The sequence below is a fragment of the Acidocella sp. KAb 2-4 genome, assembly GCF_020567705.1.
In the GTDB taxonomy this organism is placed as follows: Bacteria; Pseudomonadota; Alphaproteobacteria; order Acetobacterales; family Acetobacteraceae; genus Acidocella.
Genome location: NZ_JAJDJU010000034.1, coordinates 1 through 16,564, shown reverse-complemented (window position 1 = coordinate 16,564; position 16,564 = coordinate 1). Strand labels below are relative to the sequence as shown.

Annotated in this window: 16 protein-coding genes; 12 read left to right on the top strand and 4 right to left on the bottom strand. The window is 55.9% G+C overall.

Translation table 11 applies throughout. The features are described from left to right. The 8 genes from LI953_RS14215 to LI953_RS14180 form a co-directional block, all read left to right on the top strand. Positions 1 to 265 (top strand): hypothetical protein (locus tag LI953_RS14215; RefSeq protein WP_227076756.1); only part of this gene is annotated, 265 nt, incomplete at its 5' end. 574 nt (positions 266 to 839) lie between these two features. Continuing rightward, complete coding sequence (locus LI953_RS14210) at positions 840 to 1,778, top strand: transporter (RefSeq protein ID WP_227076755.1); 939 nt, start codon at positions 840 to 842, stop codon at positions 1,776 to 1,778. A gap of 205 nt (positions 1,779 to 1,983) precedes the next feature. After that, positions 1,984 to 3,042, top strand: coding sequence for a TRAP transporter substrate-binding protein DctP (dctP, locus tag LI953_RS14205; RefSeq protein WP_227076754.1), 1,059 nt, complete (start codon positions 1,984 to 1,986; stop codon positions 3,040 to 3,042). A gap of 12 nt (positions 3,043 to 3,054) precedes the next feature. Beyond that, complete coding sequence (locus tag LI953_RS14200) at positions 3,055 to 3,606, top strand: TRAP transporter small permease (protein ID WP_227076753.1); 552 nt, start codon at positions 3,055 to 3,057, stop codon at positions 3,604 to 3,606. Between the two features lie 2 nt (positions 3,607 to 3,608). Continuing rightward, a complete protein-coding gene (locus LI953_RS14195) occupies positions 3,609 to 4,901 on the top strand; it encodes a TRAP transporter large permease (protein WP_227076752.1) in 1,293 nt (430 codons plus the stop codon). A gap of 233 nt (positions 4,902 to 5,134) precedes the next feature. Then, on the top strand, positions 5,135 to 6,748 hold the full coding sequence (locus LI953_RS14190; protein ID WP_227076751.1) for a sulfatase-like hydrolase/transferase: 1,614 nt from the start codon (positions 5,135 to 5,137) through the stop codon (positions 6,746 to 6,748). Between the two features lie 241 nt (positions 6,749 to 6,989). After that, positions 6,990 to 7,910, top strand: coding sequence for a catechol 2,3-dioxygenase (locus tag LI953_RS14185; RefSeq protein WP_227076750.1), 921 nt, complete (start codon positions 6,990 to 6,992; stop codon positions 7,908 to 7,910). A gap of 336 nt (positions 7,911 to 8,246) precedes the next feature. Beyond that, positions 8,247 to 8,537 (top strand): hypothetical protein, encoded by a 291-nt coding sequence (locus LI953_RS14180; protein WP_227076749.1) that lies wholly within the window; start codon positions 8,247 to 8,249, stop codon positions 8,535 to 8,537. Between the two features lie 121 nt (positions 8,538 to 8,658). On the opposite strand, the gene LI953_RS14175 is transcribed toward LI953_RS14180, so the two are convergent. From LI953_RS14175 to LI953_RS14160, 4 genes are read right to left on the bottom strand one after another with little or no spacing between them, the layout of a single operon-like run. Further along, complete coding sequence (locus LI953_RS14175; protein ID WP_227076748.1) at positions 8,659 to 9,042, bottom strand: RES family NAD+ phosphorylase; 384 nt, start codon at positions 9,040 to 9,042, stop codon at positions 8,659 to 8,661. After that, positions 9,005 to 9,793 carry a hypothetical protein gene (locus LI953_RS14170; protein ID WP_227076747.1) on the bottom strand — a complete coding sequence of 263 codons (789 nt, stop codon included), beginning with the start codon at positions 9,791 to 9,793 and terminating at the stop codon, positions 9,005 to 9,007. The genes LI953_RS14175 and LI953_RS14170 overlap by 38 nt, the downstream gene beginning before the upstream one ends. 55 nt (positions 9,794 to 9,848) lie before the next feature. Continuing rightward, the gene (locus LI953_RS14165) at positions 9,849 to 10,766 is read right to left on the bottom strand and encodes a glycosyltransferase family 1 protein (RefSeq protein ID WP_227076746.1); all 918 of its coding nucleotides are present in this window, start codon (positions 10,764 to 10,766) and stop codon (positions 9,849 to 9,851) included. Further along, the gene (locus tag LI953_RS14160; protein ID WP_227076745.1) at positions 10,664 to 11,062 is read right to left on the bottom strand and encodes a hypothetical protein; all 399 of its coding nucleotides are present in this window, start codon (positions 11,060 to 11,062) and stop codon (positions 10,664 to 10,666) included. The genes LI953_RS14165 and LI953_RS14160 overlap by 103 nt, the downstream gene beginning before the upstream one ends. A 125-nt stretch (positions 11,063 to 11,187) precedes the next feature. On the opposite strand from LI953_RS14160, the gene LI953_RS14155 reads away from it, so the two are divergent. The 4 genes from LI953_RS14155 (at position 11,188) to LI953_RS14140 (ending at position 16,335) form a co-directional block, all read left to right on the top strand. Continuing rightward, on the top strand, positions 11,188 to 11,676 hold the full coding sequence (locus tag LI953_RS14155) for a DUF3617 family protein (protein ID WP_227076744.1): 489 nt from the start codon (positions 11,188 to 11,190) through the stop codon (positions 11,674 to 11,676). 58 nt (positions 11,677 to 11,734) lie between these two features. Further along, on the top strand, positions 11,735 to 12,964 hold the full coding sequence (locus tag LI953_RS14150) for an MFS transporter (protein ID WP_227076743.1): 1,230 nt from the start codon (positions 11,735 to 11,737) through the stop codon (positions 12,962 to 12,964). 158 nt (positions 12,965 to 13,122) lie between these two features. Continuing rightward, positions 13,123 to 15,702: an ATP-dependent chaperone ClpB gene (clpB, locus tag LI953_RS14145; protein WP_227076742.1), complete on the top strand. Its 2,580-nt coding sequence runs from the start codon at positions 13,123 to 13,125 to the stop codon at positions 15,700 to 15,702. A gap of 42 nt (positions 15,703 to 15,744) precedes the next feature. Continuing rightward, positions 15,745 to 16,335: a cysteine hydrolase family protein gene (locus LI953_RS14140; RefSeq protein WP_227076741.1), complete on the top strand. Its 591-nt coding sequence runs from the start codon at positions 15,745 to 15,747 to the stop codon at positions 16,333 to 16,335. Positions 16,336 to 16,564 lie beyond the last annotated feature (229 nt).

The window sequence follows — 16,564 nt, the reverse complement described above, 5'->3', positions numbered from 1 at the left end:
ACGAACGGGTTGCACCATTGCCACCTCGGACAATCTCTGCCCTGGCAGCAAGTGGAACAAATACATATGCATTAGTACGGCGACTGAATTTATAAGTGCTACGCCACAGCCGGCCCCAACTCCCATAAGTGTGGATAAGACTGCGAACCATATTTCATCGGCCCGCACAAGCGCCCTAATTAATCGAATCATTGAGCAACAACGCAATCGTTTCAAAACGTTGTTTGCATCAAGAGAAATATCTCAGCAACATCGTTTTGTATGATTTTATTTGTCCGATAGTAGCTATATATTTATATGTTGCGGTATCATATCTTAATGAGGTTTTTCGATTCAGGCTATATAAATCAAATAGTTAAATATCCTGGTTGCAATTTTTTGGGCGCAGGTCAAATTCGAATCTGAATTACCAGTGAATGGTACAATAATCGACCGCATTTAAAGTAAAGAACTAGTGCGGTATTGCAGAATTTCTAGGAAAACTTACGGTGGAAATTGACGTCTAGCCGCCAGAATCCAAAATTAAGATTTAGGACGAGGCTGTTACCTATGTCGTGCCGTTATCAACGAGCCACACATGGCAGCCTCTAACCAATTTCGCCGCCAAAAAATCTCCGAAATTCAAATAATATAATAATATCATGATATTACCATGATTTACCTTAATAAAATCATAAAATATTGATATGTTTAAAAGCAAAGAAAAGAATATTTTTGTGAAGTGTCCCAATATAAAAAGAACGCCAATGGGATCGATCCGGTCCGCAAAGAGCAATAAATGCGGAGAAGTGACGGCGACCTCAAGATCGGAAGCTAAAATTAAAATTTAGGGAGTAAAAATGTTCAAGAAAAATAAAATACTACATGCAGCAGTGGCTATTCTATCAGTGGCGCTTACTCATCAGTCGGAGGCGTTGGAATCGCGTCCGCCGATGCAGCCCGGAAACACTACTGGGTCGCCGCTTGGTGCGTTGCCACCTCCAGGTGTGTACGGCAATATCGAGACGTATCTTTCAGGAGGAAACATTGAAAATAGTCTCGGCAATGATACAGGAAATAAAATAGCTGGAGCTGGAATCGGCGCACAAATGCTCTACGTTCCTGGGCTACAAATCCTTGGGGCAAGCTATGGGATGTCCATTATCCAGCCGTTTAACTATTCAATATTTAACGGAAATAACACCGGACACGGAACAAACTTCTCGCTTGGTGCGTACAGCACAATAATTGTGCCAGAGATTTTGTCTTGGAATCTGGGCGGTGGAAATTTTATAGGTGAAGGGCTAGCTATTCATTTTCCAAATGGTCGTTTTGTCTACGTCTCGACACCTAATGGATATAAATCATCGCCGGTAAATGACACGAATCATTATTGGACGTTTGAACCTAATATTGCATATACATATTTGCACAATGGCTGGAATGTAACTCTAAATAATATATTTGATTTCAATGCCACAGACGAAAAAACCCATTATCACTCAGGGGACACTTATTACCTGGATTGGACTGTGTTGCGGAGGTTTGGCCCGATTGGTCTTGGCGTGATTGGAAATTATATACAGCAATTCACCAACGACACCAGATTTGGAAATTCCGTGCCAGACACTTCAGGTCCATGGTTTGGAAATAAATTTATGCACGTGGGTGTCGGACCCATAGTTACTTATCAGGTCGGTAAAGCCCAATTGATGCTACGTTATCTTTATGGGATTGCTGGGAAAAATGGCGGCAACCAATCTTTTCTCGACGTTAACGTTAATTTTCCAATCCTTTAGTAGCAGAACAAATACAGCCTTCTGAAGAGGTAATTGGTGGAAAAATCTTGTGTCAGATGGCGATAAGACACAAGAAGAACTCTATTATCGCTGCAGCATTATTGCTGTGTTTTACACAACTATGTAGGCATAATTCGTTTAGCGCAGTAAGATATGCTCTCTTGAGGTGGTCTCAAGATAAACTGGAAACTAAAAAGAGATGGAAATGAACAAGGCACACAAAAACAATGCAAAGAAAATTGCAAAATTCTCAAGGAAGTTTGGATCCCTGGCACTCATTGGTGCCTTGGCAGTAGCGTCGGGTGCCCGGGCTTCAACGACACTCGTGCTTAGCCCGTTGCAACCCCCACAGGATGACTTCAATACGAAGGTTATGGATCCTTGGGCCAAGGATGTTGCGACCGTGACCGGCGGACAGGTTACTGTAAAAATACTGCCAATGGACGTTGCGCCGCCAGCGCAACTTGTGTCCGCTGTTCAGTCTGACGTTGCAGATATGGCATATCTGTTTAATGGCTTAGTTGCGAATAAATTCCCACTCGTACAGATTGCGGGATTGCCATTCTTGTCCCCGTCGGCCGAAGCTTCTTCGGTGGCATTATGGAATACTTACCAAAAGTATTTTGCCGGAAAAGGAGAGTACAAGCAGGTTAAGTTGCTCGCACTGTATTGTGAACCCACTGGACAATTGTTCAGCATGGGACAGCCGTTTGAAAGTACTGACGATTTTAAGGGTAAAAAGTTACTGGCGCTTCCGGGGCCTACCCAGTTGTTGCTATCCAACGCCGGTATTGCGGTTCAGTCTGCTCCCGCAGTTCAGATGAGTGAGTTCGTATCCTCAGGCGCCGTTGATGGCGTTGCTGGTTTAAGCACGTACAATGCCAATGACTTCAAGCTTATGCCGTATATGAAGTCCGAAACAGTAATTCCGGGTGGTGTATCAGGGCCGTGTTTCTCTCTTGTAATAAATAAAGAAAAATGGGCTTCTATTCCGAAGCAATATCAGGACGCTATTGAGAGTATTAGTGGTGTAAATTTTGCCCACAGACTTTCTGCGTTAGATCAGGTGACGCAAGCGGATGAGAAAAATGCTGTAACTAATGGGTTCAAGCTGATATCGCCTTCACAGGATCTTATGGCGTCACTGCAGGCTGCAGCGAAGCCTCAATACACGAACTGGCTGTCGAGTGCCAATAATGCGGGAGTGAATGGCCAAGAGGTCTTGGAATATTTTGAGGCACAACTAAAGTCAGGAAAAGAATAAAGGAAGGTATCAATGGTGCATGTAGAATACGCTGATGCCCTCGAGAGTCCGGAGCCTGGTGAAGGAACCCCCGGTAAAAAAGCCCTCAAATACCGGCCTGTAGCTCTGATCAGAAAGGTGTTGTCATTTATTGTTGCGGCTTCAATTCTAGGTGTCGTTATCGTAACAGTGCTTAATGTTGTTATGCGAAACGTGTTTGGAAAGCCCCTCATAGGTTCTGATGACATTATTCAATTAATTCTTCCTGTACTAATATTCGCAGCACTTCCTCTAGTTACGGCGAATGAAAGTCATTTCTCTGTTAATATCCTTGTAGACAGACTAAAGGGCCGTGTCCGCAGCCTCCAGTCAAATATTGTTAGGGGCGTGACGCTGATTTCCGTCTGCTTAATTGTATACGAACTAATCGAGGAAACACAGAGCCTATACGCTGGTGGCGTTACGACCAATGTCCTTAATGTGTCTATGGGACCATTGTTCTGGATCTTAACAGGACTCTCTGTTGTGACTGGTCTTTTAGTTTTTATGAATATTTTGATTACCATTCTCGGAAAAGGTTCGTAACAATGTTAACGGCGGGAGTTGGTTTTTTTCTGGTGATCCTCCTCGCGTTCGTTGGATTGCCCTTGTGCTTTTCGATGTTTATCGTGGCGCTGGTTATGTTTTCGTTTGTTCGAGGGTTTGATCCGGCTATCTTTATGTCGGGACAGGCGATTTATGGATTGGCTACGAACGTCGGGTTTGCAGTTCTTCCCATGTTCATTTTCATGGGAATTATGATATATAAGTCGAACTTTGCTGAGGATCTTTATGATTTAGCATATGCATTTGTTGGGCATCGGAGAGGTGGCTTGGCATATGCAACAATCCTTGCAAGTGCAGCATTTGCTTCTATGTCAGGCAGTTCGATTGCAACCGCTGCAACCATGAGTCGGGTTGCCATTCCGCCGATGCTTAGTAGAAAATATTCCGATACCCTTGCGGGTGGTTGTGTCTCTTCGGCAGGAACTCTAGGATGCCTGTTGCCACCAAGCATACCTTTGTTAATCTATGGTATTGTTGCACAGCAAGATATTGGAAAATTATTTATTGCTGGTGTTTTTCCTGGTATTATATTGGCTATTTTATTCATGGCCTCTGTATGGCTGACGGTAAAACGAGATCCATCTAAAGGTCCTCCAGGAGCCCCTGCGACGTGGGCAGAACGGTGGCGGAATGTCAAAAAAATAGGCGCCCTTGCAGGACTACTGCTTGTGATTATCGGAGGGTTGTATGGCGGCTTGTTTACGGCCAACGAAGCTGGAGCAATTGGTGCAGCGGGCGCGCTTTTACTGTCGTTGATCCGAGGTAGACTTAATCGTCAAATTTTGATGTCTGCACTTGTAGAGGCGGGCGAAATCAGTGCAATGATTTTCGCCGTTGCTTTTGGTGGTTTGATGTTTGCAAACTTCATAACGATGACGGGATTGACGGATACCCTAACAGCCGTGATGACGAATGCACATCTTCCACTTTACGCCGTATTGCTTCTCATAGTTGCCTTGTATGTTGTTCTTGGGTCGGTCATGGAGGCTGTCTCTATGATGTTTCTTACTGTACCCGTATTAACCAATATCCTGCAACCACTCGGCGTAAATATGATTTGGTTTGGTGTTTTTGTTGTGATGATGATTGAGATCGGACTCATTCATCCCCCGATGGGAATGAATGTGTACGTCGTAAACAGCACAATGCCTTCGATGAAAGTTGGAAAGCTGTTTTGGGGAGCCGCGCCATTTCTTGTCTCTAGTGTGATAACATTGGCGGTCCTTTTGATTGTTCCTGGCATAGCAACCTGGCTTACACCTTTTGTGAAATAGAGGCTTGATCAAAGTTAAAGATATATATCGCTCGAGATGCTTATAATTGGATATTTCTATCAGTGAAGTATGCATTTTTAAAATGAGAGCTCGTGTTGGGTATGCTGAAATCATGTTTTCGGGAAGCGGAATGCCAATCGATTCAAGTCGATAATTAATCGGCATCTGCCTTCCTAGGTGTGCGCGTATGGCCGACAATGTGCCGCGTGATGGTGTCTCGGTAAGGAATAGAAATGACTAATAGAAAAAATGTCTTGTGGATAATGGCAGACCAACTCCGTTGGGATTATTTATCGTGTTATGGTCACAAATATTTAAAAACACCAAATATAGACTGGTTAGCGAGTCAAGGTGTGTTGTTTAATCGCGCCTACGTGCAGTCGCCGATTTGTGGGCCTAGCCGTATGAGCAGTTATACTGGTCGCTATGTAAGAAGTCACGGTTCCACATGGAATGGCTTTCCACTTAGAGTAGGTGAGCCGACTATCGGTAGTCATTTGCGGCGATATGGTATTAGATCCGTCTTGGTTGGTAAAACGCATATGGTGGCTGATACAGATGGTATGGAGCGTCTTGGTATTGGTCTAGATACGGACTTGGGTATCCTTGAATCGGAGTGTGGTTTTGAGCCATTTGAGCGCGATGATGGTTTGCACCCAGATGGCCCCTATGATCCTAATCCACGGTATAACGAATATCTTCGTGGACAGGGATTGAAGGCGGATAATCCTTGGGAAGATTTTGCAAACTCTGGCTATGACGAAAATGGAGTTTTGCGTTCTGGTTGGTATCTTAAATATTCGAATCTTCCAGCAAACATTCCAGAGCACTTGTCGGAAACGCCTTATATGATCGGGCGTGCTATGGACTTTATGGAGGAAAGCAGGGATGAATCTTGGTTCTGCCATCTATCACTGATAAAGCCGCATTGGCCATATATAGTTCCTGCGCCATATCATGATATGTATGGGCCAGAGCATATACAGGATGTTGTAAGGTCCGAAGAGGAGAAGCTTGATCCACATCCTGTCTATAAAGCGTTTATGGAAAGCCGAATTTGTCAGACCTTTGCGCGGCCAGGTGTGCGTGAAGTAGTTATTCCGGCTTACATGGGATTGATCAAACAAATAGATGACCATCTCGGACAACTATTTAAGTACATGAAGGATCGAAACTTATTCGAGAATACAATGATTGTGTTCTCATCGGATCATGGTGATTACCTGGGTGATCACTGGATGGGTGATAAGGATCTCTTTCATGAACAATCAGTGCGGATTCCACTGATTGTGTTCGATCCAAGCCAATCTGCAGATCGGACACGCGGAACAGTATGCGATAAGTTGGTAGAATCAATTGATATTGCACCAACGATATTAGACTATTTTGGTGGTGATGGCGTACCACATATTATGGAGGGTAGAAGCCTTTCTGGCATTATTCGTGGCGCTTTGGAGGAGAAAGAGGGGGCATTAGATGAGTGGCGTCAATATGCATTCTCAGAATATGACTATTCTACAAGAGAAGCGCGGTTCGCCCTCGGCGTTCAGCAGGAGGATGCTCGCCTAATTATGATTGCTGATGATAGATGGAAATATATCTACGCGGAAGGTTTTCGACCAATTCTATATGATATGAAAAATGATCCGCATGAATTTATAGATTTAGGTGGTATTAATACCCAAGAATTGGATCTAGTTCGGCAAAGATTCAAGGATGCACTCATTAGTTGGGCGACCAAACATCACAATCGGATTACTATGGCAAAAGAAAAAATTGATGCATTTGGTGGAAAGGAACCGCCAGGGGTGTTGATTGGGTATTGGGATGAAACGGATTCTGGTTGATTATTGCTTCATAGAGAAAAATGACGTTATGGCGCTTTTGATCGTAGAGGCATGTCTGGTGAGGCTTTTTAGGTGATGTAATTTAGCCTCGTCTTTATCGGCACGACGGCACAGAATATTTCTGATTTGTGGAGTTGGCATTTGTCTGTTTAATGCGAATTTATCGTTATTTTACGGAATTAGGTTCATTCGCCGTCCGTGATGGAAGCGTAGTGACCTTTAACTGGGGAGTAAGTAAACAATGGCTCATACAGGCATTTTGCGGCCTGGCTTCGTGCAGGTTCGTGTGCTCGACATGCCAGCCGCGCTAACCCACTATATCGACCGCATCGGCCTCGATAAGGTGACGGAAGGTGCGGATGGCCGCATCTATCTGAAATCCGCGTTCGAGTTTGACCACCACAGCGTCGTGCTGCGGAAAGCCGAGGCCGCGGGCATCGATGTCGTGGCCTTCAAGGTCCGCGCCGATGCTGATCTGAACGAGTTCGAGGCCAAGATCAAAGCGGCGGGTGTGGCGGTTGACCGTATTCCGGCGGGCGAGCAGCCAGGCATTGGCCGGCGCATCGGGTTCAACGTGGCGTCCGGCCACCGCATTGAGCTGTACGCGCAGGCCGAGCAATCGGATCCGAAGCCGCAGGTCATCAACCCCGAACTTTGGAATTACGAGCCGCACGGCATGGCGCCGAAGCGCTTCGACCACGTCCTGCTGTACGGCCCGGAGATTAACAAGATTGAGGAGTTCTTCGTCAACGTGCTCGGCTTCCTGGTCGCCGAGCGTGTCGATACGCCCGACGGCACCATCGGCATCTGGCTCACCGCCGGCATGAAGGCGCATGACATCGCCTTCGTGAAGCACCCGGAGCCCGGCAAGTTGCACCACATCTCCTTCCAGCTTGAAAATTGGAACGCGGTTGGCCATGCAGCGGATATTATCGCGCGTTACGAGATGTCGCTCGATATCGGACCGACGCGCCACGGTATCACCCAGGGGCAGACGATCTATTTCTTCGATCCCTCGGGTAATCGTAACGAGGTGTTCACGGGTGGCTACGACTACTACCCCGACAACCCGATGCGCGTGTGGGATGAGCGCCAGATCGGTAAGGGCATCTTCTACTATGAGCGCGAACTGAACGAGCGCTTCCTCACTGTTGTAACCTGAGTCTCATGACAACGACGGCTGGTGCATAACCAGCCGCCGGATGTCTATTGGCGCGTATGTCTCGGCGATAACCTTTTAGGTATCCATCCGGTGTGAACCGCCTGCCGCGACTTCGTAGTGAGCGCTCATAACGGCGCTTGTATGAGCGTCATTATGAGCATGGGACGGTTTGGAATGGGTAACCGTCAGCCGAGGATCGCCTTATAGGATTTCTGTGTGTCTGCCTCTGATCCGCTGATTGCCATCGGGGAGTGAGGCTGGTCGTTCTCTGGCGTCGACATCTTCCCGTCTGGTCGGTAGGTGTATGGTATATGTCGCGACTAAGGGAGAGAGATCATGGGGTTGAGTTTGGCATTCCGTCCTGGCGAGGATTTTTACGTCGGTGACGAGCGTTTCACGGTGGTTGAAGTGATAAGCCCCATCTCTTTCACCGTCCGGAGGGACCGTGATGGCCATGACTTCCCCCTGGCTAATGATGGCCGTCGGGTGGAGATTGCCCCGAACGTCCTGGTTCGCGTGGGTACACGTGGGCAGGGTAATCTGGCCCGCATCGCCTTTACCGCCCCGCAATCAGTTGTGATCCTGACCGGTAGGAATTATCGGGCTGGGCGGGAAAATTTAGGTTGATCACATGCTTGCCCGCTGGCGTGTGATATCGGCGTTTGATCCTGAGAAGCAGCGGGGGCGCGCAATTAATTGCACCGGGCTGGCGAGGCAGATCGCCCGTCTGTCCTTCTGCAAAAACATGCTAAAGCTTTAACTCGCTCTTCTCATAAACGGTCGAGATCGCTTCCCCGTCCCATACATAACAAAGGTGGCGTTCCTGGCGGCAGTTTGATAGCGCCTTCGGCCTGAATACGGCCACGCATTCTCCTCCCGCGTGCCGAACACTGTTGTAGGCGATGCCATACGATCCAGCTTCCCTTAGGTGGTAGGCTAAGACCTGTCCCGCGGCATAGTTGGTCGTGTGATAGACAGATGCCTGGGTATCCCGCTTGCCGCGAATGTCATGAAGTTCGGCATCCAGGTCCACGACATATCCCCCGCTTGGGGCGGGTCGGCGGCGCGTTTGCGTGCGCCGCCGTGCTCCGCCGTTAATTGCCGAGCAGCCCCTTGAGCTGGCCGCCGACACTGCTGCCGAGCGCGCCGCCCGTGTTCTTCAGTGTCCCGGTAGCGCCCTGCAGGGCGCCTGCGGCGGTGGATTGCAGCTCCTTGCTCAGCGCTGAGGATGCTGCTTGGCTCGCATCGCTGGTGATGGCGCCGAGCAGTTGCGCCGCGATCTGCGCCGGGGTGGCGCCGCCGCTGCCCTGGCCGATATTGGTCAGGTGGATATCTGGCAGCGGCACGGTCAGGCTGCGGCCGTTCAACGCCGTGGCGGCGACGCTGATCTGCCCGCCGGTCACATAAAGATCCTTGATGATCTCCTTGCGCGCGGGTGTGCTGCTTGGCTGCGCCGAGGCGGTTTGCGCGCCGCCGGCATAGGCCTGCACGTTGTTTTGGATGGTCTGCAGGTTGCTGGTGCCGCCCAGCCCCTTCACCTCGTAGGTCACATGAGGCTGTGTGATGGTTACGTTGCTGATGACGATAGGCCCGCTGCCAGCGATGCTGGAGGTGTCGACCTGCACGGCGGCCTGGCCCAGGGTGAGGGCCTGGTTGGCGGAGAAGCCCGCCGGGTTGCTGACGCTCACCCCCGTGATCGAGCCCGCGCCGGAGGTCAGGGAAAGGTGCACGCTGTCCACCGCGACCGTCGTTTGGGTTGCGGCTGAGCCGTATTTCTCAATCGCGGCCTTGATCAGGGAATCGAGGTTGGAGAATAGAAAATAAGCTGCGCCCGCGATCAGCAAGAGCAGCACGACGAGCGCGATTCCGAGTTTTTTCCACATGGGCGCGGTTCCTTTCCGGTTGGCAGTCATTCCGGAGCAGAGTCTAGGCCGCTGATCATGGCGCGGAAAGGGCAAAATCCGGCGCGGCCGGGGCGGTGGCCCGCGCCGCCAGCGTGTCGAGCAGCGCGGCGGCGGTGCTGGTCCAGCTGGGCGGGGTGAAATGCGCGCGGATGCGCGCGCGTAAGGCCGCCACCTCCTCCGGATGATTGAGCCACTGCGTGATGACGCCGTGGATGCTGGAGATGTCGTCGGGATCGAAATAGGCGCAGAAGGCGCCGCCCGCCTCGGGGATGGCGCCCCGGCAGGCGGCCGCGGCGGGCTGGCCGAAGCTCAGCGATTCGGTGACTGGCAGGCCCCAGCCTTCATAAAGCGAGGGGAACACGCTGAATAGGCAATGCTGGTACAGGCTGGCGAGTTCGGCGTCGGACGCGCCAGGGATATGGCGGATCTTGCCGCCCAGATAATCGGCGTTTTCCAGTTGTTGCAGCAGGTCGGTGGTGAGCCAGCCGGGTTTGCCGGCAAACACCAGCACCGGCAGGTCGCCAGGGCCGTGCTCACTGAGCAGGCGGCGCCAGACGCGGAGCATGGCGGCGTGGTTTTTGCGCGCCTCGATGGTACCGACCATCAGCACATAAGGCTCCGCCAGGAGCGGCGGCGCCTCGGGCGCGGCGTGGCGGAAGATGCCGCCCGGCGGCAGCACCACGGGCGGCGCGATGAACTGGCCGCGCGCCGCCAGCCAGCCGGAGAGGTCATGCGCCGTGTTGCGCGAAACGGCGAACATCAGATCGGCCTGCGGCACCGGCCCCTGCAGCCACGCGGCGAAGCTGCGAACCATCGCCGCGGTGCACCACTCGGGGAACAGGGCGGGGATCATGTCATGCGCGAGCAAGGCCACACCAGCGCCGGACGCGGCCAAGGCGCGGCGCAGCGCCGCCGGGTAGGGGCGCTCCCAAGAGGCGCCGAGATGCACCACCCAGTCGCCCGGTCCGGGGCGGATGTCGCCGCCCGGGCGGAACAGCGCTTCCCCGTGCAGGCTGGGGCGGCGTCTCTGGCGTTGGCTAGGCTGGCGATGGCGGCATCCAGCGCCGGGAAATCGACCTCCCGCAACCCGGTGCCGAGCGTGTTACGGGCGCAGAAACGGACCTCGCCGGGCTCGGCAATGGCGGCGGCGGCGCGGCAGGTTTCCAGGCTGAAGCGTTGGATGCCGGTGGGCCGCGCGGCGCCCTGGAAAAACCGGATCAGGTCCTCGACGTCGAACCAGATTGTCATGCCTCACTCCATCCAACTTATAGTTGCATCATATGGTCTGTGGCCGGGAAAGAAAACGGCAAGGTTGCGGCCGCCGGGCTGTGTGCGCGTTGCCTCCGCCCGTTGGTTTGGCTAGCTTGCCGGGCATGAAGCGGATTCTGATGATTGGCGTGGTGTTGCTGGGCGTGGCCGGCCCGGCCCTGGCCGATGGGCTGCCCGCGCGTGCGCCGGGGTTGTGGCAAAGCACCACCACGGTGGATGGACCGGACGGTCAGCCCTTGGCGAATGCCGTGGACGTGATGACGGTGAGCTGCGTGGACGCGCTCAACGACCAGAAATTCTTTCTCAGCAATCAGAGCGCCTGCACCAGCCTCACGGTATCGCAGAGCGGCTCCAGCTACCGGATCGACGGCGTGTGCAGCCAAAATGGCAAGCCCGCGAAGATCGACGAAACGCTCGATTATGCCGATGCCAAGGATGTCACGCTGACCGCGAAGCTGGGGCAAATGACCGTGCATTCGCAACTGCAATGGCAGGGTGAGTGCCTCGCCGGGATGGAGCCCGGCGATGAGGGCGACATCGAGAATGGCGCCTTCGTCAAGGCCGACAACATCAACGACCAGGCCAATCAGTAACGCCCCCGCCCTGGCGCGCCGCGCCGTCACCGCCGCCGAGGTCAGGCGACTGGCGATCATGGCGATGCTCGGATTCGCCTCCGGCCTGCCCTGGGCGCTCTCGGGGCCGACGCTGCGGATGTGGATGGCGAGCGAGCATGTCGGGCTCGGGCTGATCGGGCTGACCGCGAATATCAGCCTCGCCTATCTGCTGAAATTCGTCTGGGCCCCGGTGTTCGACGAGGCGCGTCCGTTCTTCCTCGGGCGGCGGCGGGGCTGGCTGATCACGGTGCAGATCGCGCTGGCCGGGGCGATCGGGGCGCTCAGCTTGAGCGACCCGGTGGCGCATATCGGGCTGACGCTGGGGCTGGGGGCGCTGGTGGCGTTTTGCTCGGCCAGCCAGGACATCATCATCGACGCCTGGCGCATCGAGAGTTTTGCCCCGAATCTGCAGGGCGCGGCGCTGGCGGCCGAGGTGTGGGGTTGGCGGGTGGCGTTTCTGGTCTCCAATGCTGGGGTGATCGCGCTCTCGGTGCAAACCGGCTGGCATGTGGCTGTGGGGCTGATGGCGGTGCTGGCGCTGCTGGGGCCGGTGGCGGCGCTGCTGGCGGCGGAGCCGGAGGTGGCGCGCGAAATCGTGCCGGCCGGGCTGGCGGCGCGTTTCGCCGTGGCGGTGAAGGAGCCGCTGACCGAATTCCTCTCCCGCCGGGGGGCGGCCGTGGCGCTCGGCTTCATCCTGCTGTTCCGCCTGGGCGGGGCGCTGGGCGCGCCGATGCTGGCACCGTTTTACACCTGGCTTGGCTATAACCGCGCCGCCATCGCGGTCGCCAACGGGCCGGTCTCGCTGGTTTGCGGTCTGGCCGGCACGGCGCTGGGCGCGGTGCTGGTGGCGCGGGCGGGGGTGGGGCGGGCGCTGCTGCTCACCGCGCTGCTGCAGCTGGGGGCGCTGTGCATGTATCCAGTGCTGGGGCTGTTTCCGCATGCGCCGCACATCTTGGTCGGGATTTCGGCTCTGGAGGCGTTCACCGACGCGTTCTCCGACACCGCGTTTCTCTCTTATATGTCCGGCCTGTGCCACCCGGAGCATACGGCGACGCAATACGCGCTGCTCTCCTCGCTGGCGCCGCTGGCGCTGCATACGGTGGCCGGGGCATCGGGGTTTCTGGCGGCACGGATCGGGTTTCTGCCGTTTTTCATCGCCTGCGCGGCGGCGGCGCTGCCAGGGATGCTGCTCTTGCTGCTGATTCTGCGCTTTTATCCGCCGGCGGAGCGACGCCGGCTGGCCGGGGTGTCGGCGGAGGCGGGGTGAGCATGAGGATGAGGAGCTAAGGCTCAGCCTTGCCGCGGGCGCACCCCCCTTGAGCCAGATCATGGTGTTGCCCATATTGGGCGGGCAAGCTTCTCGCCGCCTATCGAGGGACGAGACTTGGCGTTGCCTTTTCAAGGGACGGATAAGGGAGTTACATGATGGATTTTGAGAAATTCACGGAACGCGCGCGCGGATTCGTGCAGGCGGCGCAGACGATCGCCATGCGCGAATATCACCAGCAGATAACGCCGGAACATCTGCTGAAGGCGTTTCTGGATGATGAGGAAGGCGCGGCCAGCGGGCTGATCAAGATGGCTGGCGGCGACCCGGCGGCGGCGAAGCGCGCGGCGGATGAGGCGGTGGCGAAACTGCCCAAGGTGCAAGGCTCCGGCGCCGGGCAGCCGGCGATCACGCCGGATCTCGTGCGTGTGCTGGATGCCGCGCAGCAGGCCGCGACTAAGGCGGGTGATGCCTTTGTGGCGCAGGACCGCATGCTGGTCGCCCTGGCGGCGAGCGGCACGGCGGCGGGCAAGGCGCTGGCGGCGGCGGGGGTGACTGCCCAGGCGCTGGAACGCGCGGTGAATGAGGTGCGCAAAGGCCGCAAGGTGGACAGCGCCACGGCCGAGCAGCAATTCGACGCGCTGAAGAAATATGCCCGTGACGTGACCGAGCTGGCGCGCGAACAGAAGCTCGACCCGGTGATCGGCCGCGATGAGGAAATCCGGCGGACAATTCAGGTGTTGGCGCGGCGGACCAAGAACAACCCGGTGCTGATCGGCGAGCCGGGCGTGGGCAAGACCGCAATTGTGGAGGGGCTGGCGCTGCGCATCGTGAAGGGCGACGTGCCGGAATCGCTGCGCAACAAGCGGGTGCTTTCGCTCGACCTTGGCGCCATGGTGGCGGGGGCGAAATACCGCGGCGAGTTCGAGGAGCGGCTGAAGGCCGTGCTGAAGGAGATCGAGGCCGCGGAGGGCGAGATCATCCTGTTCATCGACGAAATGCATACGCTGGTCGGCGCGGGCAAGGCGGATGGGGCGATGGACGCCTCCAACCTGCTCAAGCCCGAGCTGGCGCGCGGCGCGCTGCATTGCGTGGGCGCCACCACGCTGGATGAATATCGCAAGCATGTGGAGAAGGATGCGGCGCTGGCGCGGCGCTTCCAGCCGGTGTTCGTGGATGAGCCGTCAGTGGCCGACACCATCTCGATCCTGCGCGGGATCAAGGAGAAATACGAGCTGCATCATGGCGTTCGCATTGCCGATTCGGCGCTGGTGGCGGCGGCGACGCTCTCCAACCGCTACATCACCGACCGCTTCCTCCCCGACAAGGCGATTGATTTGGTGGACGAGGCGGCAAGCCGGCTGCGCATGCAGGTGGACAGCAAACCCGAGGAACTCGACGAGCTCGACCGGCGGCTGATCCAGCTGAAGATCGAGCGCGAGGCGTTGCGCAAAGAGACGGACGCCGCCAGCCGCGAGCGGCTGGAGAAGCTGGAGCATGAGCTGGCCGAACTCGAGGAGCAATCCACCGCGATGACCGCCAAATGGCAGGCGGAAAAGGCGCAGCTGACCGATGTGCAGAAGCTGAAGGAGCAGCTGGAGCAGGCCCGCAACGAGGCCGAGATGGCGCAGCGCAGCGGCAATCTCGGCCGCGCCTCGGAGTTGCTCTATGGCAGCATCCCCGAGCTGGAGAAGCAGCTCGCCGGCAAGCAAGACGGCCATATGGTGAACGAGGCGGTGACGGAGGACCAGATCGCCGCCGTGGTGTCGCGCTGGACCGGCGTGCCGGTGGAGAAGATGCTGGAGGGCGAGCGCGCCAAGCTGCTGCACATGGAGGATAATCTGCGCCAGCGCGTGGTGGGGCAGGAGGCGGCGCTGGTCGCGGTTTCAAACGCCGTGCGCCGGGCGCGGGCCGGGTTGCAGGACCCGAACCGGCCGATTGGCAGCTTCCTGTTCCTCGGCCCGACCGGCGTGGGCAAGACCGAGCTGACCAAGGCGCTGGCGGAATTCCTGTTCGATGACGAGCGGGCGATGGTGCGGATCGACATGAGCGAGTTCATGGAGAAACACGCGGTGTCGCGGCTGATCGGGGCGCCGCCGGGCTATGTGGGCTATGACGAGGGCGGCGTATTGACCGAGGCCGTGCGGCGGCGGCCCTATCAGGTGGTGCTGTTCGACGAGGTGGAGAAGGCGCATGAGGACGTGTTCAATGTGCTGCTCCAGGTGCTCGACGATGGCCGCCTGACCGATGGGCAGGGCCGTACGGTGGATTTCAAGAACACAATCATCGTGCTGACCTCGAACCTGGGCTCCGACATTCTGGCCGCGCAGAAGGAGGGCGAGGATGTGCGCCTGGCGGAGGCCGGGGTGATGGCGCGGGTGCGCGAGCATTTCCGCCCCGAATTCCTCAACCGGCTGGATGAGATCGTGCTGTTCCGCCGGTTGCAGCGCGAGGATATGGGCAGCATTGTCACCATTCAGCTCAAACGGCTGGAGGCGCTGCTGGCTGAGCGCCATATCAGGCTGGATCTCGACCAGAGTGCGCGCGACTGGCTGGCCGAAGCCGGGTATGACCCGGTGTATGGCGCCCGGCCGCTGAAGCGCGTGATCCAGCGCAACCTGCAGAACCCGCTGGCCGGGCTGATCCTGGAGGGGGCGGTGAAGGACGGAGAAACCGTGAAGGTCTCCGGTTCTGAGGCCGGGTTGGTGATCGGCGGTCATCTGGCCGAGGCGGCGTAAGGTGTAAACTCCCCGGATCGGCAACTATCCGGGGAGTTTTTTATGGGCCAGACCGCTCTGCTCGTGATCGATGCGCAAAATGTTTATGCGCTGGAGCAATCGCCGCTTCGCGTGCCGGAGTTCGACGCGTCGCTGGCGCGGATCAACCGGCTGATCGAGGGTTTCGCCGCGCGCGGCAAGCCGGTGATTTATGTACGCCACATGCACCGGGCTGATGGGAGCGATGCCGGGCGGATGTTTGATTTCGCCGGGACGCCGGAGCCCGTGAGCTTCGTTGAGGGCAGCTTCGAGGCTGATTATGTGCCGGGCCTGCAGATCGTCGAGAGCGGGCTGCACATCGTCAAGCGGCGCTATTCGGCCTTTGAGGGCACGGAGCTGGAGGTGATTTTGCGCAGCTTGGGCGTCAATCGCCTCGCCATTTGCGGGTATATGACCAATTTTTGCTGCGAGACCACGGCGCGCGCGGCGCATGACAAGGATTATTTCGTGGATTTCGTGGCCGACGCCACGGGCGCGCCTGATCTGGGGCCGGATTTCACGCAAAAAAACATCATCGCCGCCGTGAGCGCGAAGCTAAGTGCTGGATTTGCAAGGGTTTTTTCGACGGAGGGCGAGATTGGCGAGCTATGCTGAAATTGCATATCGATCATGCTGCGATGCAAAAACAAGGGGTCTAGTGGGCTTCAGGCCGCAGAATGCCTGGGGAAATTGGGGGTTTTGGGGCTGGCGGGGCGTTTATGACCGTGCGTTGACAGCCTGGGCTGGTTGAATGTAGAACCCCGCTCACGAACTGAGCGACGGCGCTTACCGAAAGGTACCGGAAACGGTGCCTTTTGTTTTCGCCTCTAGGTTAGGGCGTACT

Coding starts and splice junctions, on each gene's coding strand:
- LI953_RS14150 (WP_227076743.1), top strand. CDS start 11,735: ATGGCGATGCTCGGATTCGCCTCCGGCCTGCCCTGGGCGCTCTCGGGG.
- dctP (WP_227076754.1), top strand. CDS start 1,984: ATGAACAAGGCACACAAAAACAATGCAAAGAAAATTGCAAAATTCTCA.
- LI953_RS14200 (WP_227076753.1), top strand. CDS start 3,055: ATGGTGCATGTAGAATACGCTGATGCCCTCGAGAGTCCGGAGCCTGGT.
- LI953_RS14185 (WP_227076750.1), top strand. CDS start 6,990: ATGGCTCATACAGGCATTTTGCGGCCTGGCTTCGTGCAGGTTCGTGTG.
- LI953_RS14190 (WP_227076751.1), top strand. CDS start 5,135: ATGACTAATAGAAAAAATGTCTTGTGGATAATGGCAGACCAACTCCGT.
- LI953_RS14155 (WP_227076744.1), top strand. CDS start 11,188: ATGAAGCGGATTCTGATGATTGGCGTGGTGTTGCTGGGCGTGGCCGGC.
- LI953_RS14140 (WP_227076741.1), top strand. CDS start 15,745: ATGGGCCAGACCGCTCTGCTCGTGATCGATGCGCAAAATGTTTATGCG.
- clpB (WP_227076742.1), top strand. CDS start 13,123: ATGGATTTTGAGAAATTCACGGAACGCGCGCGCGGATTCGTGCAGGCG.
- LI953_RS14210 (WP_227076755.1), top strand. CDS start 840: ATGTTCAAGAAAAATAAAATACTACATGCAGCAGTGGCTATTCTATCA.
- LI953_RS14170 (WP_227076747.1), bottom strand. CDS start 9,793: ATGTGGAAAAAACTCGGAATCGCGCTCGTCGTGCTGCTCTTGCTGATC.
- LI953_RS14180 (WP_227076749.1), top strand. CDS start 8,247: ATGGGGTTGAGTTTGGCATTCCGTCCTGGCGAGGATTTTTACGTCGGT.
- LI953_RS14195 (WP_227076752.1), top strand. CDS start 3,609: ATGTTAACGGCGGGAGTTGGTTTTTTTCTGGTGATCCTCCTCGCGTTC.
- LI953_RS14160 (WP_227076745.1), bottom strand. CDS start 11,062: ATGACAATCTGGTTCGACGTCGAGGACCTGATCCGGTTTTTCCAGGGC.